The 20,137-nt window shown below is 65.6% G+C and carries 16 protein-coding genes; 5 read left to right on the plus strand and 11 right to left on the minus strand.

The genetic code is table 11. From position 1 onward, the window contains the following. Window positions 1-177 precede the first annotated feature (177 nt). Window positions 178-783: an acyl-homoserine-lactone synthase gene (locus tag BBTA_RS24315; RefSeq protein WP_012045155.1), complete on the plus strand. Its 606-nt coding sequence runs from the start codon at window positions 178-180 to the stop codon at window positions 781-783. Between the two features lie 14 nt (window positions 784-797). Here the strand turns inward: BBTA_RS24315 and BBTA_RS24320 are convergent, their stop codons facing one another. The 7 genes from BBTA_RS24320 to BBTA_RS24350 all read right to left on the minus strand — a co-directional run bounded on the left by BBTA_RS24320 (window position 798) and on the right by BBTA_RS24350 (window position 8,814). Continuing rightward, window positions 798-2,033, minus strand: coding sequence for an efflux RND transporter periplasmic adaptor subunit (locus tag BBTA_RS24320; protein WP_012045156.1), 1,236 nt, complete (start codon window positions 2,031-2,033; stop codon window positions 798-800). A 116-nt stretch (window positions 2,034-2,149) separates the two neighbouring features. Beyond that, the gene (locus tag BBTA_RS24325) at window positions 2,150-3,718 is read right to left on the minus strand and encodes a TolC family protein (protein WP_012045157.1); all 1,569 of its coding nucleotides are present in this window, start codon (window positions 3,716-3,718) and stop codon (window positions 2,150-2,152) included. A gap of 1 nt (window position 3,719) precedes the next feature. Continuing rightward, window positions 3,720-4,961 (minus strand): ABC transporter permease, encoded by a 1,242-nt coding sequence (locus BBTA_RS24330; protein ID WP_049795399.1) that lies wholly within the window; start codon window positions 4,959-4,961, stop codon window positions 3,720-3,722. Beyond that, a complete protein-coding gene (locus tag BBTA_RS24335; protein ID WP_012045159.1) occupies window positions 4,933-5,649 on the minus strand; it encodes an ABC transporter ATP-binding protein in 717 nt (238 codons plus the stop codon). Before BBTA_RS24335 ends, BBTA_RS24330 begins: the two co-directional genes overlap by 29 nt. Window positions 5,650-5,816: 167 nt before the next feature. Next, entirely contained in the window at window positions 5,817-6,176 is a 360-nt protein-coding gene (locus BBTA_RS24340) for a hypothetical protein (protein WP_012045160.1), read from the minus strand. 160 nt (window positions 6,177-6,336) lie between these two features. Next, the gene (locus tag BBTA_RS24345) at window positions 6,337-7,512 is read right to left on the minus strand and encodes an MFS transporter (RefSeq protein ID WP_012045161.1); all 1,176 of its coding nucleotides are present in this window, start codon (window positions 7,510-7,512) and stop codon (window positions 6,337-6,339) included. Window positions 7,513-7,590: 78 nt separating this feature from the next. Continuing rightward, window positions 7,591-8,814 (minus strand): hypothetical protein, encoded by a 1,224-nt coding sequence (locus tag BBTA_RS24350; protein WP_012045162.1) that lies wholly within the window; start codon window positions 8,812-8,814, stop codon window positions 7,591-7,593. A gap of 404 nt (window positions 8,815-9,218) precedes the next feature. Here BBTA_RS24350 and thrS point away from each other — a divergent pair, with 404 nt between their 5' ends. After that, a complete protein-coding gene (thrS, locus tag BBTA_RS24355; RefSeq protein ID WP_012045163.1) occupies window positions 9,219-11,285 on the plus strand; it encodes a threonine--tRNA ligase in 2,067 nt (688 codons plus the stop codon). A gap of 125 nt (window positions 11,286-11,410) precedes the next feature. Here thrS and BBTA_RS24360 read toward each other — a convergent pair whose 3' ends face one another. Then, window positions 11,411-12,322: a hypothetical protein gene (locus BBTA_RS24360; protein ID WP_041750864.1), complete on the minus strand. Its 912-nt coding sequence runs from the start codon at window positions 12,320-12,322 to the stop codon at window positions 11,411-11,413. Window positions 12,323-12,553: 231 nt separating this feature from the next. On the opposite strand from BBTA_RS24360, the gene BBTA_RS24365 reads away from it, so the two are divergent. Then, window positions 12,554-13,117 carry a nitroreductase gene (locus BBTA_RS24365; RefSeq protein ID WP_012045165.1) on the plus strand — a complete coding sequence of 188 codons (564 nt, stop codon included), beginning with the start codon at window positions 12,554-12,556 and terminating at the stop codon, window positions 13,115-13,117. 201 nt (window positions 13,118-13,318) lie between these two features. Here the strand turns inward: BBTA_RS24365 and BBTA_RS24370 are convergent, their stop codons facing one another. Beyond that, a complete protein-coding gene (locus tag BBTA_RS24370; protein WP_012045166.1) occupies window positions 13,319-15,787 on the minus strand; it encodes a bifunctional diguanylate cyclase/phosphodiesterase in 2,469 nt (822 codons plus the stop codon). A gap of 266 nt (window positions 15,788-16,053) precedes the next feature. Between BBTA_RS24370 and BBTA_RS24375 the strand changes: the two genes are divergently transcribed. Both BBTA_RS24375 and BBTA_RS24380 read left to right on the plus strand, forming a co-directional pair. Further along, a complete protein-coding gene (locus BBTA_RS24375; protein WP_012045167.1) occupies window positions 16,054-16,392 on the plus strand; it encodes a hypothetical protein in 339 nt (112 codons plus the stop codon). A 213-nt stretch (window positions 16,393-16,605) separates the two neighbouring features. Beyond that, complete coding sequence (locus BBTA_RS24380; protein ID WP_012045168.1) at window positions 16,606-17,742, plus strand: helix-turn-helix transcriptional regulator; 1,137 nt, start codon at window positions 16,606-16,608, stop codon at window positions 17,740-17,742. An 89-nt stretch (window positions 17,743-17,831) separates the two neighbouring features. Here the strand turns inward: BBTA_RS24380 and BBTA_RS24385 are convergent, their stop codons facing one another. Further along, window positions 17,832-18,827 carry a methyltransferase gene (locus BBTA_RS24385; RefSeq protein ID WP_012045169.1) on the minus strand — a complete coding sequence of 332 codons (996 nt, stop codon included), beginning with the start codon at window positions 18,825-18,827 and terminating at the stop codon, window positions 17,832-17,834. 62 nt (window positions 18,828-18,889) lie between these two features. Next, window positions 18,890-19,975, minus strand: a complete 1,086-nt coding sequence (locus BBTA_RS24390; protein WP_041750865.1) for a hypothetical protein — start codon at window positions 19,973-19,975, stop codon at window positions 18,890-18,892. Window positions 19,976-20,137 lie beyond the last annotated feature (162 nt).

The raw sequence follows: 20,137 nt of genomic DNA on the forward strand, positions 1-20,137 counted from the left end.
CCTCGGACGCGTGATGTGTCGACCGTTGCCAAAACGAACCGATTCAATCGATTGCTCTTTGGTCCGATCCGGCAACGCGACCCCATCTATCGCCTGGACTTGGTCACGCCTGGACTTGGTCACGCCTGGACTTAGTCACGACAGGACTCGGTCACGACAGGACTTGGTCAGTATCTGATGATCGAGATTCTCACGAGAGCAGATGAGCCGCGCGTTCCCGCCTGGTTCGATCAAATGTTTCGCGGCCGCGCCAAAGTGTTCCATGAACGCCTCCGATGGCGGGTGGTCGTCAGAGACGGCCGCGAAATGGACCGCTACGATGAGCACGAGCGGACCATCTATCTCATGGCCATCGACAGCGCCGGACAGGTGGTCGGCTCGTTGCGCCTGCTCCGCGCTGTCGGCGAAACGATGCTGGACAACGAATTCCGCGATTTCTTCTCACCTCCCATTGTCATTCGGAGCGCGGAGATCCTGGAATGCACCCGGTTTTGCGTTCACGGCGACCAGACGTCATCGAAGCCAAATGCAGTCTCCTCAGAGCTCATGATCGGGCTCTGTGAATTCGCGCTTGCCAACGGCATTCGCGAGGTCATCGGGCTGTACACCTCCGGGATGACCCGCATTTATCGCCGTGTCGGCTGGGAGCCCCGTGAGATCGCCGTTGCCAAGCCGGAATTCGGGCGTCTCATGCTGGGCACCTGGGCCGTATCGACAGCCGCTCTGCAGACCATGACATTGCGAGCAGGCTCTTCTCGCGAACGGGCTCCCTCCGCGCAATGAGCTCGTTGGCTGCCTCACTCGACCGCCACGACATCTCCGTCCTCCAGCCCGGAGAGAATCTGCACCGATGTCGGCGTCGTCACCCCGAGCCGAACTGAACGCTCCTGCGCTTGTCCTGACGTCGAATCGATCAGCTTCACGGTTGTTGCGCCGGATGGGCCGCGCCGGACGGCCCCGATCGGAACGAACAGCGCTCCCGGCCGAGCATCCAGCTCGATGGTCATGCGCGCGGACATTCCGATCCGGATGTCGTCCTTCTTGGTGTCGTCGATCAGAACACGAACGTTGAACATCGCGGTTTGATTGGCGCTGTCCTGGGTTGCTTCGGAGCTGACGCCCACAACATGTCCTCGCAGGGGAAGACCCGGAAATGCATCGCTGGAAATGGCGACAGATTGGCCGATGCGGATTTGATTGACGTCGATTTCGTCGACCTTGCCGTCCACGATCAGGCTCGACAGGTCGGCGACCGAGAACAGCGTTTGGCCCCGCTGGACGCGTGCGCCGGTTTCGACGGTCTGCGGCACCGCTCCGCTCGCATTGACCGTTGGCGGCTTCACGATCACGCCGGCAACCGGCGCACGGACAATCGTGCCGTCCGCCTGACGCTGAACGTCCGCCAATCTCGCCTTCGCATTTTCCAGCTCGAGTTCGGCGAGACGCCGGGAATCGGCCCCGCCCCGCGCCAGGGTCGCGGTCAGGTCCTGCTCCGCCGTCGCGACGGTGAATGCTTGATTGTCGCGCTCCTGCTCGGCCGCCTCGAACTCGACCCGCGAGACGATCCCGCGGTCGTAGAGTTGCCTGGTGTCGTTTACCTTGCGCTCGAGCCGGGCGAGCACGGTCCGGGCAGCCTCCACGCCTCGCCTGGCGCGCGTCACCTCGGGTCCGGCCTCCCAATGCGTCAACGCGTCGAGCGCAATGGCAGCCTTCAAGGTCGCCGACCTGGCTTCCCGCCCCCGGCTCTGGATGTCCTCCGCATTCATGACAATCAGAACGTCCCGTTCGGCGACGGTGTCACCGAGCGCGACCTTCTTCTCAGCGATCGAACCGTCATAGGGCGCCGTAACGGCGACGCTCCGCGCAGGCGCCACGGTGCCCATGGCCACGAGCTGTCGGGTCGCCGTCCCGGCCGAGACCCGGACCGACCGCAGCGCCGGGGATGGCGGCGCGGTGCTGCCAGCCTTGTTGCCCCAGGGCGCTCCCAGCCATGCGGCAGCGGCGCTCAGGATGAGCAGCGCAGCGCCGGCCATGATCAAGCCGTGCCGGCCCCGAGGCGAGCTCGCGCTTGCGGCGAATGGCCCGGAGCGGGTCCCCGGATCGGCATCGTGCAGCAGCGGAACAGGTCCGGCGATTGGGTCGCGGAGTTCTAGTCCGCGAGATCGATGTGCCATGTCTTCAGCGTCGTTCCGAGGGCCATGTCGAGCGTGGTCAGAGCGTTGAGGTAAGCGATGGCGGAGTTCAGCTGCTGCTGCTCGGCATCGCGAAGATCGGCCTCCAACGCGCGGATCTGAAACGCCGACGACCGGCCGGCCCGGAGCTTTTCGTTCTCGATGGCGAGCGCGCGTTCAGCCAGAGTGCGGGCCTTTCTTGCCACTTCGAGCTGACTCCAGGACATCTCGATATCGGTCACCGCTGAGCGCACCTGAAGCTCGACACCCTGCCGGATCGCGGCGAGTTGCAGTTCGGAGGTTCGCAGTGCGGTCGAGGCCTGTACGGCCGGCTGCTCGCGCTGCAGTCCGGTCAGCGGCATGTTGAACTGCACGCCGATGACCCCATCGGCGATGCGCTGGCTGTCTTTGGCCGCAGCGCTGGTGACTGTTCTGCCGCCGAAGCTGCCGCTGGCGAAAACCGAGAGGTCCCACAGCTTCTGGTTCTCAGCGACGGTGAGACCGAGCCTGTTCTGCTCCACCACACAGAGCTGCCCGAGGAAGTCAGGTCGCTCCGACAACGCGATCCGCATGACGTTGCGCAGATCGGGGCGGAGGCGCTCAGGGCTGGTGCTCTCTCCCGCGATCACCGCAGTCCCCAGATCGATCGACAGCAATTGCAGCAGATTCAAACGCGCGATCTCGATGCTCCTGGCCGCGGCGAGCACGCGGATCTGCTGGTTCTCGACATTGGCCTCGCTCTGGACGATCTCGACCGCCGCCATGCGGCCGGCCTGGATCAGCGACCGATTCACGTCGACGAGCTCGCGGGCGCGCTTCAGCGAATTCTGCGCCAATTGCCAGCTTTCCTGCGCCTGCAGCAGACTGCGGTAAGCAAGAATGACCTGCCCGATCGTGTTCGAGACCGTCCGCTTGAGATTGAGCCGATTGATCCGTTCGGTCAGGCGCGCGATTCCGAGCGGCGCCATGGTGACCTCGGTGCCTCCGCCGCGCAGCAGAGGCTGGCTGATCGTCACGTCGGCGGTCGATCGTCGCGTCTGGGTCCCCGCGACGTCGGTGAAGGAGGTGTTCCATGCGAAGCCGAGAGTCGCGCCGGTCGGCAGCAAGATACTGGCCCCCGGCGAGACTTGAACGGTGCTGGTGCCGATCGCACCGATCGACTGGCGTACCGCCGATCCGGACACGCCCAATTGCGGTGAGAAACGATCCTCAGCGACGCGAAGATCGAATTTCTGCGCGATCCTGTCGATATAGGCGCTCCTGATGGCGCGGTTGTCGCGCAGTCCGAGAAAGACGGCGTCGGCGAGCGTCAGCGTGGCGCCCTTGATCGGACTGTCCTGCTCATCGGCGGCGCGCTTCTGCGGCATCGGAGGTGGACGGCTGGACCGATGCGCCTGGGCTCCCGCCCCCTCGGCCGGCGCCGCCTGACACCAGGCGCTGACGGTCACGCCCAGAACCAGCGCGCGGAGTCCAAGCCGGGCAAAGCCATGCGGCGCGCGCCGGCTGCGGGGATGGCGGAACGACGCGGCTGGCGGCCTGAGCACCATGTCATTCCGCTCGCAACGCATCGATGGGATTGAGGTTGGCGGCTCTGACGGCCGGATAAAGACCGAAGAACAGCCCGACACAGACGCTCATCCCGACGCCGAGAGGCAGGGCGGCCCATGCCGGGCAGAATGTCCAGCCGCTGATCTTTGCGAAGGCAAATCCGACGGCCGAGCCGATGATCGTCCCCACGACGGCGCCGATCGCCGACAACAACATCGACTCGGTCAGGAACATCACCACGATGTCCTGCTGCCGGGCGCCGATCGCGATCCTGACGCCGATTTCGCGCCGCCGCTCCATGACACTCATCAGCATCACGTTCATGACTCCGACGCCTCCGACGATCAAAGAGACGGCGCCAATCGCAAGCAGCAGCAGGCTGTAGATCCGCACCTGCTCGTCGACACTGGCAATCAGTTGCCGCGCGGTCTGGATCTGCAGCGCGCCGCCCTGCGGCACTTGCTGCCGAAAGGCCGCAGCGATCGCCGAACTCGCGACAGCACCGTCGACCCCTGCCGAAAACTTCGCAGCAATGCGCGAGATCGAAACGGCCGACGCCGGCACCAAGCGCCGCGCAGCCATCAGCGGAATGACGACGGACCGGCTCAGATCGAGGTTGAGGACGAAGTTCTGTTCCGTCGGCTCAAGAACACCGACGACCGTCATGATCTGATCCTGAATCCTGATCTGATCTCCCGGACCGGGCTCCTGCCCTGTCGCAGCTCGCACCTCCCGGGCAATACCAGCTCCAAGAACCACGAACGGCGCAAATCCATCGAGGTCCGAGATCGCACGCCCGCGCGCAAAGTCCGCCTTTGCCAGTTCGAACAACTGATCATTGGATGCGATAAGGGTCGCACCAATGCGTTGGCGCCCGACATGAAGCGTCGTCCCGGCGCTGACGATCGGAGCTGCGCTTGCGATTCCAAAAGACGGCTGCAACAGCATGTGGACGAAGCTCTCCGGAATGGCCGGGAGCCGGGTTGCCGTCCCCACCGCAACGATGCTCAACCGGTCAATTCCCAGGGATTGGAAACGACGCATCGACTCGACGCGTGCCGTGTGCCCAATGTGAAGCATCGCAATCACCGCGGCGGTCCCGATTGCGATTCCAATCAGTGCCAGCAGCGCTCGGCCTCTGAGGAGATGCACGTCGGCGATCGCCTCTCTGATGAGCTCCAGCAGCAGCGGAGACGTCGATACCTCGGTCCCCTCAACAGGGTCCTGCATCGCGCAGCTCATCGCGATTGTCGTCGACGACGCGACCGTCACTCACGACGATTCGACGCGGACAGCGCGCGGCCACCGTCGGATCGTGCGTCACCAGAATGATCGTGGTCCCGTGATTCCTGTTGAGATCGAGAAACAGATTCATGATGCTCTCGGATGTCGCTGTATCGAGGCTCCCGGTCGGCTCATCGGCCAAAATGACGGCCGGTTGCCCTGCCAACGCGCGCGCGATGGCGACGCGCTGGCACTGCCCTCCAGACATCTGGTTCGGGCGGTGGTCGATCCGGTCTTGGAGACCCACCCGCGCCAGAGCGGATCTCGCAATGTCCCGGCGCGCAGGTCGTGACACGCCGCGGTACAGCAGGGGGAGCGCGACATTTTCAAGCGCCGAAAGCCCCGGGAGCAAATTGAACGATTGGAAGACGAAGCCAATCAGCCGATTGCGCAGCCTGGCCTGCTCGTCCGCACCGAGGCGGTCCACCCTGAGGCCGGTAATTTCGATCCGACCCGCGTCCGGTCGATCCAGCAACCCGATCAGGCTCATCAAGGTGCTCTTGCCGGAGCCGGACGCCCCCTTGATCGCGCACAATTCAGATCGGCAGACCACCAGAGAGACGTCCTGAAGAACCGGCAGCGCACCATGCCTGCTCGGATAGGTCTTCGAGACGCCGAAGACGGCAAGTATAGGCCGCTCTATCACGGGGCAGCCTCCGAACCCTCGTCGTTACGGGAGGCCATATCACCGGCGGGCGCGCGCCCGCACAATCTTGCGTTTTCTTAGCTTGACAAGTAGTTCGGCTCGCCCCGCGCGCCTCACAATGCGGCCAACCTCTTGCCGGGGAGGCCTCGCCCTCCCCGGACCTGGCATCACGTCTTGGGCAGCTTCGGCATGTTCTCGACGAAACCATTGAAGCAGGCCAGCCGCTCGTCCTCCTCCTTGGTGAACTTGCAGTCGGCCACCGTCTTCGCCTTCATCGCCTTCGGCTTGGCGGCCGGCGGGATCACGGCGTCATAGCAGTTCAACCGCTCTTTGGTTCCGTCGTCGATCTCCAGGCACGCCTGGAGCTTCACTGCGGCCGATTGCGGCTTGGCCGGCGCGGCGGCCGCGGTCTTCGCACCTTTCGGCTTGACCTGCACCAGCGGGCGATCACCGACCATCGGCGCGTTCTGGGCCAGCGCAGAGGTGCAAAACAGCGCTGCGGCAAGGCTCAATATCGTCTTTTTCATGCCATGTCTCTTTCATCCAAACCGTGGGCGCGCGAGATCGACCCGGTCGAGATGATCCGCCTCCTCTGGCGCCATCTCCGCCCCACAGCCTCCCACCACAGCGGCTTTAATCCGGTCCGACCGGTTTTGCCAAGCGCCAAGCCGCTGATCGCGGGGGACTTCAGGCCAGGACGGCAACGGGCAGCCGCGGCCGGCTGGCCAGGATGGCGAGCAGCGCCAGCATTGCGAAGCCCATCGCGGCATAGCCGGTGGCATCGAGCCAACCGCGCGCGAACAGGCTGCCGCCGAGCGCGGAACCGATCGCCTGGCCGATATAGAGCACGGAGGTGTTGAGCGAGACAGAGGCTGACGCCAGCGGCGGGGCCGCCGCCACGAGGCGGACCTGCTGCATGGAATTGGTGGACGCAAAGCCCAGGCCCCAGATCGCCACGGCAACCGCCATGAGGGAATAGGATCCCGCGCCGAGGGTCCAGACCGCGATTCCTGCGAACAGAAGACAACTGAACAGGAGCGACGTCCGATAGGCCCCCCAGCCGTCGACGATCCGGGTGGCAATGACGACACCGAGGAAGCCGCAGGCCCCGTAGATCGCGAACACCAGCCCGACCTGGTTGGCATCGGCACCGGTCAGCCTGTTCAACAGCGGTCCCATGAAGGTGAAGATGACGAACTGTCCTGACATCTGCAGCGTCGTAATCAGAAGCAGCAGCACGACCATGCGGTTGCGGGCGAGCTCGGTCCAGGTCTTGAGCGCGACGGGCGCGCCTTTCAAGCCCGATGGCAGGCGCCATGTCAGCAGCAGCAGGCTGATCGCGCCGGCCGCCCCCACCGCGAGATAGGCCGCCCGCCAGCCGGAATGGCTGCCGATGAAGGTGATCAGCGGCAGTCCGACGGCGGCCGCCAGCGACCAGCCGAGAAACACATAAGCGATGGTGCTGCCGCGTGTCTCCACCGGGCTGATCAAGGCTGCGGTGCCCGCGGCCTGCGGCGTATACAGCGCACCGACCGCCAGCATCAGCAACCGCAGTGCGAGCAGGCCTGCATAGTCCGGCACGAATGCAGACCCGAGATTGCCCAGGGTCAGCACGAGCAGGGTCGCCGCCAGCAGCAGGCGGCGATCGAAGCGGCTGGTGAGCCACGCCGTCAAAGGCGAACAGATGCAGAGCACCACCGCCCCGAAGGTGATCAGCAGGCCCGCGGTGTGAATGCCGATCCCGAGACCGGCGGCGAGTTCGGGCAACATGCCGGCGGGCGCGAGCACCGAACAGCCGGTGACGATGTTGCCGAGCATCAGTGCCGTCGGGGCGAAGCGGGGGGAAGTTTGATGGGACGTCATCGCACTTCAATAGCAGAAAATTTCATGCACCTGCATGAAATTGTTTCATGGCGGCCATGACATTCTCTTCGATCGCACTCATGGCGCCGGCTGAGCCGCCGCCTGTGGGGACGAGCCTTGCGTCCGGGGAACCGCCGCCCCGGGCGGTTGAGCGACCGCTTTTGACGGCGGACAGGTGTCCGCCAGCCGCTTCAGCGCGCTCTGCAGCCCGTCGCTGGCAACAGGGAACGGCCCGAGCTTGGGACGCGCAGCATTCGCTCCGGCATCGCCGAACTCGACCAGCGGCGCCGCGGCCAACGCCCTGATCTGACCAGCGTTCAGGAAGACGCCCCAGGTTTCGCGGTCGCCGGACCGTCGCGGCGGCCACAGGAAGTTGAGCTTGGCATTGCCGCTCGCCAAGACCAGGCCGGCACCGCCAAGTCCGGTGGGCGCGTTGCGCTCGACATCCAGCTCGAAGCGATCCTGGTCGAAGCAGACCAGCTGCAGCCGCATGGTACGGAACGAGGTCTCGCCGTCCTGGCGCGAAAGAATGGTCTTGTAGACAATGCCCCGGGCAGCGGCCTCGAACATCCAGGAGCTTTCCACACGGTCGCGGCGATCGAGCGCAAACCGCGCGATCTCCTCCCGGGTCAGGATGCGCATGCCCTCGAACGGCACCGATCGCGCCACCGTCAGCAGACCCGGGTCCGCGCCGAGCCGAGCCATGTACCCGAGCACCATCTTGTCGGAGCGCTCCATCGCCCGCTGCATGGCCTGCGCCCTGAGCTCGCGGCTCGGCACCCCGCCGGTGAAGTTCAGGATGACCCGCGGCGAATGCACCGCGAGCGTGACGTCCGGAGCAATCTCGCGCGAGGACGCGCCGAGGATGAGGTAGGGACAGGCCGAGTTGCAGATCGCGCCGCGGGTCCAGACATCGCCGTGCAGCTCGCGCCCGGATTGCTTCAACCTGGTGCAGGCCTCGCCCTCCTGGGGCTCAAAGCCACACTCTTGCAGGGTGGTGCGGCCCACCCGGACGGTGGCCTTCTTCTCACGCAGAATGTTGCCGATTGCGAGCGCCTGCTCGAGATTGCCGCCTGGGGAGTTGAAGTAGATCGGCAGCTTACGGTCGCCGATCTGCTTCATGAACTTGCGGAAACGCGCCGCGGCGCTGTTGTCGATCTTGCCTTCGGCTGCGATCCAGCTGTCGCAGCCCGGTCCGCAGGCGTCAGGCGCGCCTTTGACGAGAGCAAAGGAAATCGCCGCGGCCCCATCCCCGCTCGGACGCGCGGGCGCCGCCGGTCGAGACGCCGGCTTGGCCTGCATTGCTGGCTTGGCCTGATCGGCCGGCTTCGCCTGGGACGCAGGTCTGACCTGGACGGCTGACCTGGCCGGCGCTGCGGATCTGCCCGTCGGCGCGACCGCCGCCTGCAGCGATGCGCCCGGCAACATCAGCGCGATCAGCACGGCTGCAACCCGAATGCGGCCCCGCCGGAAGAAAACAGACAGCGGCGCCTCCCCTGCAGACACCATCGCCAACGCGTCCCCATATCCCAAACACTTGAAGTTGTATCATACCAGCCCGCCGCGACAATCTCCGCAGCGGCCCACCGGGTCGGATCGACCGGTTTTCCCGCCCTGCCCCGGGTTGCAGCCTCCGAATCCCCTGCTATACCGCTTGCTCCCGCTTACCTGCGCTCGTTCGCAGGAGTGAGCTCAAGGAGAGAGACATGCCTGACTCGAAATCCCCCGATTCGAAATCCGACCATTCCAAATCCGGCTTCCAGTACAGCCTCAGCAATCTGAAGCCCGCCGCCCCGGTCGAGAAGATCACGATCGCCTTCCCCGACGGGGCCAAGCGCGAATATCCGCGGGGCACCACCGGCCTCGATATTGCCAAGGGCATCTCGCCCTCGCTCGCCAAGCGCACCGTCGCGATGGCGCTGAACGGCGACCTCGCCGACCTCAACGACCCCATCACCGAGGATGCCAAGCTCGAGCTCGTCGACCGCGACGATCCGCGCGCGTTGGAATTGATCCGGCACGATTGCGCCCATGTGCTCGCCGAGGCCGTGCAGTCGCTGTGGCCGGGAACCCAGGTGACGATCGGCCCTGTCATCGAGAACGGGTTCTATTACGACTTCTTCCGCAACGAGCCGTTCACCCCCGAGGATTTCGCCGCGATCGAGAAAAAGATGCGCGAGATCATCGGCCGCGACAAGCCCTTCACCAAGGAGGTGTGGGATCGCGAGAAGACCAAGCAGGTGTTCCGCGACAAGGGCGAGGCGTTCAAGGTCGAGCTGGTCGACGCCATTCCGGGCGACGAGCCGATCAAGATCTACTCCCAGGGCGACTGGTTCGATCTGTGCCGCGGCCCGCACATGACCTCGACGGGGAAGATCGGCAACGCCTTCAAGCTGATGAAGGTGGCGGGCGCGTATTGGCGCGGCGATTCCAACAATCCGATGCTGACCCGCATCTACGGCACCGCCTTCGCCAGGCAGGAGCAGCTCGACGCCTACCTCAAGCAGATCGAGGAGGCGGAGAAGCGCGACCACCGCAAGCTCGGCCGCGAGCTCGATCTGTTCCATTTCCAGGAGGAAGGTCCGGGCGTCGTGTTCTGGCACCCCAAGGGCTGGAGCATCTTCCAGGCGCTGATCGCCTATATGCGGCGGCGCCTCGCCGGCGAGTATGACGAGGTGAATGCGCCGCAGATCCTCGACAAGTCGCTGTGGGAGACCTCCGGTCACTGGAACTGGTACCGCGAGAACATGTTCGCGGCGCAGTCCGCCGGCGACGAGGCCGAGGACAAGCGCTGGTTTGCGCTGAAGCCGATGAACTGCCCGGGTCACGTGCAGATCTTCAAGCATGGGCTGAAGAGCTATCGCGATCTGCCGCTGCGGCTCGCCGAATTCGGCGTCGTGCACCGCTACGAGGCCTCCGGCGCGATGCACGGCTTGATGCGCGTGCGCGGCTTCACCCAGGACGACGCGCACATCTTCTGCACCGAGGATCAGCTCGCCGAGGAATGCCTGAAGATCAACGATCTCATTCTCTCGACCTATTCCGATTTCGGCTTCGAGGGCGAGTTGACGGTGAAGCTGTCGACCCGGCCGGAGAAGCGCGTCGGCACCGACGAGATGTGGGATCATGCCGAGCGCGTGATGGCCACCGTGCTGAACGAGATCAAGGCGCAGCGCAACAACATCCGCACCGAGATCAACCCGGGCGAAGGCGCGTTCTACGGGCCGAAGTTCGAATATGTGCTGCGCGACGCCATCGGCCGCGACTGGCAGTGCGGCACCACGCAGGTCGACTTCAACCTGCCCGAACGGTTCGGCGCCTTCTACATCGACGCCGACGGCGCCAAGAAGGCGCCGGTCATGGTGCATCGCGCGATCTGCGGTTCGATGGAGCGCTTCATCGGCATCCTGATCGAGCACTATGCCGGCAGCTTCCCGCTGTGGCTGGCGCCGACCCAGGTCGTTGTCACCACCATCACCTCGGAAGGCGACGAATACGCCAAGCAGGTGCTGGCGGCGTTGCGCCGGGCGGGGCTGCGGGCGGAAATCGATCTGCGCAACGAGAAGATCAACTACAAGGTCCGCGAGCACTCGATGCAGAAGATCCCGGCTCTGCTCGTCGTCGGCAAGAAGGAGGCCGAGACGCATTCGGTCTCCGTCCGCCGGCTCGGCCGCGACGGCCAGACCGTGATGCCGACGGCGGACGCGATCGCCGCCTTGGTCGACGAGGCGACGCCGCCGGACGTCCAGCGCCGCCAGCGCGAGGCGGCGTGAGGCCTGAATGGCCGCACGAGGCGTAGCCCGCATGAGCGCCCGCCGAAGCCCAACAGGCTTCGGCGCAAGCGACATGCGGGTTCTCTGCCAGGGCCCGTGAGACCCGGGCGGCCGGGCGACGCCTGCTACGCCGACAGGCTGGCCGCAGCATCCGCCCCACGCCCTTCCCTGCCCGCCGCCTGCAGCGCGATCTCGGCGCATTCTGCCATGTAGATAAACATCGTTGCCATCATGTGCGCGAGCGCCTCGCGTCCGCGCGGCAGGATGGTGATGGCGTCCATCGCGGCGCCGCCACGTCTGAGAAGTCCATTGGCCTCGGCTTCGCGCAGCAGCGTCAGCACGTGCTTGCGCGACACCGAAAACTGCTTCGCGAGAGCGTTGATGGACAACGGCACGGCGTCCACAGGCGGAAACGGCCGGTCCGCGGCGCCGGCCAAAGCCAGGCCGAACAGAATGACCATGCCGGCCGTGCGCTCGGCAAACGGCTCCAGCTCTGGCGCGCCGTCGAGCAAGCGAAGCCCGGCGATGAAGCGTTGGCCGAGCTCGCGCACGAAGGTCCTGACGAAGCTGGAATCGCGCAAGGCCGCCCGATAGGCGACAGCAGCCGGGATGACGGCGCTCATGGCGTCGAACTGCCCGCCCCAGCGCTCACGATGCAGCGCCATCAGCCGCTCGGTCGGCACCAGCGGCCGCCGCCGTCGATCCTGACGCGGGGCCGCCGCCACGAGACCGACGGCACGCATCAGCGCCAGCATCGCCTCGCAGCGGCCGGGGCTGCATAGATCGAGCCGCACGCACATGTCCTTCATGGCGCCGACGGTCAGTCCGCGCTCGCCCTCACGCGGCCCGGCATAGTGCAGGTACAGCACGATATGGGGAAGCAGCGCCCGCGCCCGGTCGCTCAACAGCGCATTGAGGATACGATCGCCGCGGTACAGGTTGACAGCCGCGGCGGCCGAGGCCCGCATCGCATCGGGAAAGCCAGGCTGGCTGCAAAGACGGAGCACGGCGTCAGGTGACAGTGTCAGCGGGGTCATTCCTACGGCAAATCCGGGCGCTTGCCGGCCAGGGCCGGACGGTGTCGTCATCGTTTTACCGATCAGCCCGATGGTCCACAATCGCGGCGGGGTTGGCTCGCGCGGACGGCTGACCGCCGACCGGCAGTGCCGGCGCAAAGCCGAGAACCGATCAAAACGCCGTGCCGCGGTCTCGTTGCCGGCCCTGGCCCATGCTATCTCTGCCCCGAAACGCAACAGAGACCCACCGACGTGCCCGACGCGATTGAACTCCTCAAGACCCGCCGCTCCGTGAAGCCACGCGAGATGAGCGGTCCCGGCCCCTCGCCCGCCGAGCTCGACACCATCCTGACCATCGGCGCCCGCGTGCCGGACCATGGCAAGCTCGCGCCCTGGCGCTTCATCGTGTTCGAGGGCGACGGCCGCCGCCGCGCCGGCGAGGTGATAGCATCGGTGTTCGCCAAGACGCACCCGCAGGCGACCGCCGCCGAGCTCGAGGTCGAGAAGAACCGCTTCATGGAGGCGCCGCTGGTGATCGGCCTCGTCAGCTTCACCAAGCCGCATCCGAAGGTGCCGGCCTATGAGCAGGAGCTCTCGGCTGGCGCCAGCGCGATGAACATCCTGACCGCCGCGACCGCGCTCGGCTATGGCGGCTGCTGGCTGTCCGGCTGGTTCATGTTCGACCGCGACGTGCTCGACGGCTTCGGCTTGAAGCCGGAGGAGAAGCTCGCCGGCCTCATTCATATCGGCAAGCCGACCAAGCCGAGCGAGGACCGCCCGCGCCCGGCGCTCGCGGACATCGTGACGCGGTTCTGACGGCGACAAGCTCCGCTGTCGTCCCCCCGCGAACACAGGGACCCATGACCACCGGCGGCCTCGGCGACAGACGCTCGTTCGGCACCGCCGGTCGCCACTTGACCCTGTGGTTACGGATCCCGGATTGGCGCGCGCCTGCAGCGCACCTGTCGGGGACGACAGGGAACGTGTGGCCGACAGCGTTGATCTATCAGCCTCCCATCACGCCGCCTTCGATGATCGTGCGCCGAACCGCGCCAACAGACCTGCAATCTCCGCGGCAGGCCTGGCAGCGCTGAACAGATAGCCCTGCACCTGATTGCAGCCTTCGGCGCGCAGCCAGTCGAGCTGCTCTGATGTCTCGACGCCTTCGGCCGTGGTGATGATGTTCAGGCTGCGGCCCAGGCCGGAAATGGCGCGGACGATCGCCAGGCAGTCGGAGCGTTGCGCCAGGTCCTTCACGAAGGAACGATCGATCTTGATCTTGTCGAACGGGAAGCTTCTGAGATAGCTGAGGCTGGAATAGCCGGTGCCGAAATCGTCCATCGATATGCGGACGCCAAGCTGGCGCAGCTGATGCAAGGTCGCCAGATTGGCATCGGTCTCGGCGAGCAGGATCGACTCCGTGATTTCCAGCTCGAGCCGCTCCGGGGCGAGGCTGGATTGCGCCAGCGCCTGCATCACGACCTGCACCAGGTTGCGGCTGCGGAACTGCACCGCCGACAGGTTCACCGCGACCTTGATGCCATCGGGCCATGTCGCCGCCTCGTGGCAGGCCTCGCGCAACACCCATTCGCCGAGCGGGACGATCAGCCCGATGTCCTCGGCAACAGGAATGAACTCCGCCGGCGAGATCATGCCCTTGTCCGGATGGCGCCAGCGCAGCAGGCATTCGAATCCGCTGATGATATTGCTGGCGACATCGATGAGCGGCTGGTAGTGCAGCTCGAACTCGGCTTGCGCAAAGGCGCGGCGCAGATCGTGCTCCATGTCGCGCCGCTTCTGCGCCTGCAGATCCATCTCCCGCTCGAAAAAGCGGTGCACGCGGCCGCCGTGCTGTTTGGCGCGGTACAACGCCATGTCGGCATTCTTCATCAGCTCTTCGCAGCTCGTGCCGTCGAGCGGAGACAATGCGATGCCGATCGAGGCCCCGATGACGAGCTCATTGCCGTCGATGTCATAGGGCGCGCTGAGCACCGAGATCAGGCGGGCCGCGAACTCGCCGGACCCATCAGCGCCGTCCTGGCTGACGATCGCGGCGAACTCGTCGCCGCCGAGCCGCGCCGCCAGATTGCCGCCGTGCATCTGCTGCTTGAGGCGGCCGGCGACCGCCTGCAGCAGACGATCGCCCATCGGATGGCCGAACGAGTCGTTGACGGTCTTGAACAGGTCGAGGTCGATGCACAATACGGCGAGTGGCCTCGCCCCTGACGCGGCTTCATCGAGCTCCTGCGCCAGGCGCTGCTGGAAAAACTCCCGGTTCGGCAGGCCGGTGAGACCGTCATGATGCGCCATATAGGCAATCCGCGCCTCGGCGCGACGGCGCTCGGTAATGTCGACGATGGCCATCAGCACGCCGTCGCGGCCGTCGTAATTGATCTCGCGTCCGTAGGTCAGGACCTCGATCTCGCTTCCATCGGCTTTGCAGTGGCGGCAGTCGCGGTGAAACAGATCGCCATCGGCCAGCCGCGTCAATGCATCGTCGACCGCGCCCCACTCGCCCGGCGGCCACAGATCCCACACGTTCATGCACAGGAGATCCGCGCGGCTGTAACCATAATGCCGGAGCATCGCATCGTTGACGTTGAGGATCTGCGCAGTCTTCCCGTCGAGGATGCACATCGGCATCGGATTGGCGTCGAACAGCAGCCGGAACGAGGCCTCACGCCGTTTGAGCGCGGTCACGTCGGCAATGGTCATCGAGACGATGTCACCGAACGCATGGACGCCAAGCCGGAGATTGCGGTCGTCGCTGTCGAGCTCGAACTGGTCACTTCCACCATGCGCCACGACCTCGAACAGCCGCGCCATCACGTCCGGGCCGCACAGCACATGGCCGCCCTGCTTCAGGCGGTGCCATTGCAGGTCGCTCGACGGCAGCCTGAGCAGCTCGGCCGCCGCGCGATTGTGATGCACAACCTGGAAATCGCGCGGCGCACCGGCGCTGTCGCGGATGGTCGCAAGCGAGATCACCCCGTCGTCCGTCGTCGAGAAGATCGCATCGAGCAGATTATATTGCGCGGAGCGCTCGTTGATATAGGTCCCCACCAGCGTGCTGCCCCAGCGCGAGCTGGTCGGCAGCGCCAGCACATCATAGGTGCGAACCATGCCATCGCGCACGCAATGCGCCGTCGCCGCATGCGGCTGCCGGCTCGACAGCGCGGAGCTCGCCGCCTCCGTCAGCACCGTGGCGCAATCCGGCGACACGGCTGCGACGGCGATGTCCCATCGCTCGTCCTGCAGCCAATGCTGGACATAACGGCCGCTGCGCGAGATCTCCAGCACGCCACCGTCATTCTTCAACACCGCGATGTGATCGGCGAGACGACCGAGGCTGCCGAGCATCACGTCCTCATAGCGCGGCAATGTCTGGCCCGGCTTCAACGCCGCCTGCCATTTGCGCTTGAGCACCGGGATATCGTCGAAGAGATCGTTGCTGATCTTTTCTGACATCGTCTTGGCGGCACTCATTGCATTCCTCACGTCTTCAGTACGATCCGCCCTGCAGACGGTTCCTGCGTACCCATGCGTCGAGTGCGTCTAATGAGTTGTAAAGGCGGGGTGCGTTCTGCAGGCCACGCGCAACTATGACAGTTTTAAGTGTTTCCATGGTTAGTGCGCGTTAGCGACTATGACGACACGACGCACTACGCCCCCCGAACTCAGGCGGCTCGCTCCTGACCTATGGCGAGGCCTATGTCGCGTTTGTGCGGGCCAACCCCGCGCTCTACAGGCTGATGTTCGGCGAGGGCTTCCCGGCCGTCTCGCAGCACAGCCCAGCGATCCGAGCGCTGCGGACGCGCGGCTACGAGATCATGAAGGTAAGCCTCGCATCCCGGCTGCCCGCTGCCGAGCTGCCGATTGCGGGATTGTTTCTGTGGGCGCTCGTGCATGGACTCGGATTGCTTCTCGTTGACGGCCAGATCGTCCGCGGTGACGATCGGAATGACGTCATCCGCCGGGTTCTGACGCTGGCAGGAACGGGCCTGATGCAGGGCCAAGGACGTGTCGATGGACCTCCAGCCCGGCCGCCGTCGCGCCCTAAGCCGAAGCCGAAAGCACAGCCGGTTCGCTGAGCGACAACGGTGACCGTGGTCTCGCGCGAGAGAGAGCGCGCGAGACGGCGGCGCCGCGCTGTCGCTGATCCCGGCGCCCGCGCGCTCCTGATATTTTCGTTTGGCAAGGTCCGGCCGGCGGTGTTAGCCTGACGATTGTGACGGCCATGTCGCACATCTCTTTTCATGTTACGTCTTTTCACGTCACGAAGACCATTATTGTGAGCGGTCCAGGTGGATACAGGTCCGGCGGACGGCCGGCTCATTGCAGTCATTGAATCGATCTATGACGCGGCATCGGATCCGCTGCGCTGGCCACAGGCGCTGAAGGCAATCGCCGACCAGTTCGGCGATGCCGGCGCCCTGCTGATGTGGCGCCGAGCCGACAATTCCTACGCCACGATCGTGTCACCTGATCTCGTCGAGGCTCAGCGGGACTACGAAGCCAACGGCTGGATGATGCGCGACACGGGCGCGTTGCGGGCCACCGAGCGCGGCTATTTTTTCAGCGGACATCCCTACGCAACCCGCCACCTTTGCTCGGAGCAGGAAATCGACACCGATTCGTTCTTCGTGCAGTTCAGGATCAGGCATGGTCTCGGCCCCTTCGCCGGCGTGGCGGTGTCGCCCGATGCCGAGATCGGCGTGCTGCTCAGCCTGCAAGGCAAGGTGGGCCGGCGCGACTATTCGGATGCGGAGCTCGATTTGCTCAGCCGCATCGGACGGCATGTCGAGAAATCACTTCGCCTCACCATCCGGCTGATCGATGCGGAGCTTGCCAAGTTCGGGCTCGGCGATGCGCTGGCGCGGCTCGGCATCGGCGTGTTCGTGCTCGATTCCCTTGGCCGCGTCGTGTTCTGCAATCCTGCCGGACAGGCTCTGCTGGGGGGCGACCTGCAGATCGCGCGCGATCGGCTGCGCATCCGAACCGGTGCGACAGGCGCGGCGATCGACGACATGATCGCCCTTGCCGCGCGCGACGATCACCGTCATGTCGTTGCCGACCCCAAGCCGATCCTCGTCAGTTCCGGCACGACGAGCCGGCTCGTCGTGTATCTGTTGCCGATCTCGCCGCAAGCGAGCCCGGCCCAGATGTTGTTCTCCGATGCGCGCACCATGGTGCTCGCGATCCAGCAGAAGCTCGATGAGCCGGCGGATCCGGCCGTCGTCCGCGACGTCCTCGGATTGACGCTGGGCGAGGCCCGGGTCGCCGCCCTGGTCGGCGCCGGACTGCCGCCGAGGGATGCCGCCAACCGGCTGGGCATCGCCGAAGACACGGCGCGCAACGTGCTCAAGCGGGTGTTCCAGAAGGTCGGCATTTCCCGACAGAGCGAGCTGGTGGGTCTGCTGGCAAGGCTGGTGCTGCGCTAGAGCATGATCCGGAAAAGTGGAAACCGGTTTTCCGAGAAGATCATGCGCAAGGAAAGATCATCGGCAAGACGTTCGTGCCCGAAGGCAGGTCATGCCAGAGGGTCGAGAGCGACCTCGACGAGCAGCGTCAGCCCGGTGGCATCGCGCGCGATCCTCAGCCCGCACAGGTCGAAGCCGGCTTCTGCGACCAGCCGCGCGATGTCGGCCTCGGACCTGTGGATCAGGTGCCAGTTCGCAATCGCCTCCATCCAGCACCGGAACGGGTTGCCTTCGGCGATATTGGTGAACAGAACCGATCCCCTGAAGGAGAGGAGACGCTCCCGGATGTCCTTGAGCAGCACGACGATCATGCGATCGTCCAGATAGTCGAACACCCCGCCGCACACGACGCGTTCGAACGGGCCGTCGTCCTGAGCCTTGCGCAGCCCCCTGCGGACGTCTGCGCAGATGGTACGAACGTCGCAATATCGCCGGAGCCGATCCTCGGCGAGCAGCAACGCGTCCTGATCCAGGTCGAGGAGCACGATGTGCGACCGTTCGAACCGATGCGGGCCAAGGTTGAAATCAGCGCCGCCGCCGCATCCCAGCGCAAGGATGTTGGCCGGCGTGACGGCGCTCATCCGCTGATACTGCCACCAGATCTTGTTGCGGTGCTGTTGGCCGATCACAGTGTTCAGCGCATACCAATCGATCCAGCTGCGGGGGTCGGCGCCGGTGGGAAGCTCGGCTCCTTGGACGAGAAGCTCTATGGTCTCGAAATCGCCAGGATAGCCCCGCGGCCATTCGCGCAGGCGGCGCACGAAGGGCGATGCGGCCTGCAGCCTGATCGCAGCCTGCAGCACGTCCTGGATGTCGGGCGATCGCCACAGCTCCCGCGGATGCCGCGCCAGCGCGGCGCAGAGCGCGTGCATGTGTGACACGGTGCCGTGCATCGCCTCCGCCGGATTCGTCGGCATCGACGCGAAAAACCGGCAGAACGCGGCAACCTCGCGCTCCAGATCCGAAAGGTCCAGCCTGTCCAAGATATCGCTCTTCCCAGCCCACCGACGAGCTTGAGCAGTGCCACCGCCGGCGTGATCCGGCATGACCCAAATGGGCTAAGAGCGCGACGGGATGAGCGGCTCTGCGGGCTACGGCACCTGCGCGCTCAGCGCGCCAGGACCTCGACTTCGCCGTCGACGCCGTTGACGACGCTGAAGGAGCGCTCGAACACCTTGCCTTCGTTCTTGGCGATGGCGCGGTAGTCGCCTTCGGACAGCACGACCTTCGGGAAGGCGCCGATCGATTCCTTGATCACGTCGCCGCCGGGGTTGATGACCGACCAGGCGGTGTTGGCGAGCGCCTCGCCGCCTTTGTCGGAGACGAGCTTCAAGGTGATCACGGCGGCGCGGTGGGTGACGGTGACGTCCGTCAGCTTGCTGGCCTGGACGCGAATGTCGGAGCGCACCACCGAGTTGGCGTCGCCATAATTGGAGACGATGTAGTAGGTGCCCTCGGGCAGCATCAGCACGTCGCCGGCCGCGACGTTGGGAACGATCGGCGCCCGCTCGCGGCCGTCGAACTGGCTGCCCTTGTAGATGGCGAAGGAGATCTGGTTCGGCGGGATCTTGCTGGTTCCCACCCGCCCTTCGAGCCGCAATCCGCCGGCCGGCAGCACGAACGACTCGCGATCGGTTTCCGCCTTCAGGTTCACCGCCCTGACGGCGCTGACGAGACCGAGGGCGACATGAACGACGTAATTGCCGGGCGGCAGCACGATATTGGGCGTCGCGCCACGATCCTCGCGCAGCATCTTGAAGGCGCCGCTCTCGTCCGGCCGGTCGGCGAAGACGCGCCAGACGAGACCGCCATTGATGTTCGGCAGATCCTTGCCGTAGCGCGCCGACAGCGACAAGACGCCCTGGTTGGGCGCCGCCGGCGGCGGGGCTGCGACCGGCGGCGGTCCAGCCGGCGCGCCCGGCGGAATCGCGGCGACCGGCGGCCCCGGCAAGGCCTGCGGCACGGCTGGTGGAGGCGCGACAGGACCGGCACCGGGGCCAGAAGGCGGCGCCAGATTGATCGCCGGCCCGGGGTCGGGCACCGACGCGGGCGGAACCGGCGGCGGCCGATCACTGAACAGCTGGGCTGCGGCGGGCGATATCGCAAGGCCGGTGAGCGGGCACGACAAAGCGAGCACCAGCCAAAGCCGCCCGCTGCGCCGGAATCTGGAGAACCCGCGACCTGTCGTCATCATCCTGCTTTTGACCGAAAACGCGGCAAATTCAAGCCTCTACTGAGCGCACCCGGAGAACCCCCGCCGCGCATCCCCGCTCGCGCCTGTTGTCAGCTCGCGCGGCCGCTCATTGCGGCAACATCAAATCGGCGGCATCTCGTAGCGCCGTCAACCGGTATAAAA

This window comes from Bradyrhizobium sp. BTAi1 (assembly GCF_000015165.1).
Classification (GTDB): Bacteria; Pseudomonadota; Alphaproteobacteria; order Rhizobiales; family Xanthobacteraceae; genus Bradyrhizobium; species Bradyrhizobium denitrificans.

Coding starts and splice junctions, on each gene's coding strand:
- BBTA_RS24315 (WP_012045155.1), top strand. CDS start 178: ATGATCGAGATTCTCACGAGAGCAGATGAGCCGCGCGTTCCCGCCTGG.
- BBTA_RS24320 (WP_012045156.1), bottom strand. CDS start 2,033: ATGGCCGGCGCTGCGCTGCTCATCCTGAGCGCCGCTGCCGCATGGCTG.
- BBTA_RS24325 (WP_012045157.1), bottom strand. CDS start 3,718: ATGGTGCTCAGGCCGCCAGCCGCGTCGTTCCGCCATCCCCGCAGCCGG.
- BBTA_RS24330 (WP_049795399.1), bottom strand. CDS start 4,961: ATGAGCTGCGCGATGCAGGACCCTGTTGAGGGGACCGAGGTATCGACG.
- BBTA_RS24340 (WP_012045160.1), bottom strand. CDS start 6,176: ATGAAAAAGACGATATTGAGCCTTGCCGCAGCGCTGTTTTGCACCTCT.
- BBTA_RS24345 (WP_012045161.1), bottom strand. CDS start 7,512: ATGACGTCCCATCAAACTTCCCCCCGCTTCGCCCCGACGGCACTGATG.
- BBTA_RS24350 (WP_012045162.1), bottom strand. CDS start 8,814: ATGCAGGCCAAGCCGGCGTCTCGACCGGCGGCGCCCGCGCGTCCGAGC.
- thrS (WP_012045163.1), top strand. CDS start 9,219: ATGCCTGACTCGAAATCCCCCGATTCGAAATCCGACCATTCCAAATCC.
- BBTA_RS24360 (WP_041750864.1), bottom strand. CDS start 12,322: ATGACCCCGCTGACACTGTCACCTGACGCCGTGCTCCGTCTTTGCAGC.
- BBTA_RS24370 (WP_012045166.1), bottom strand. CDS start 15,787: ATGAGTGCCGCCAAGACGATGTCAGAAAAGATCAGCAACGATCTCTTC.
- BBTA_RS24375 (WP_012045167.1), top strand. CDS start 16,054: ATGTTCGGCGAGGGCTTCCCGGCCGTCTCGCAGCACAGCCCAGCGATC.
- BBTA_RS24385 (WP_012045169.1), bottom strand. CDS start 18,827: ATGCCGGATCACGCCGGCGGTGGCACTGCTCAAGCTCGTCGGTGGGCT.
- BBTA_RS24390 (WP_041750865.1), bottom strand. CDS start 19,975: ATGATGACGACAGGTCGCGGGTTCTCCAGATTCCGGCGCAGCGGGCGG.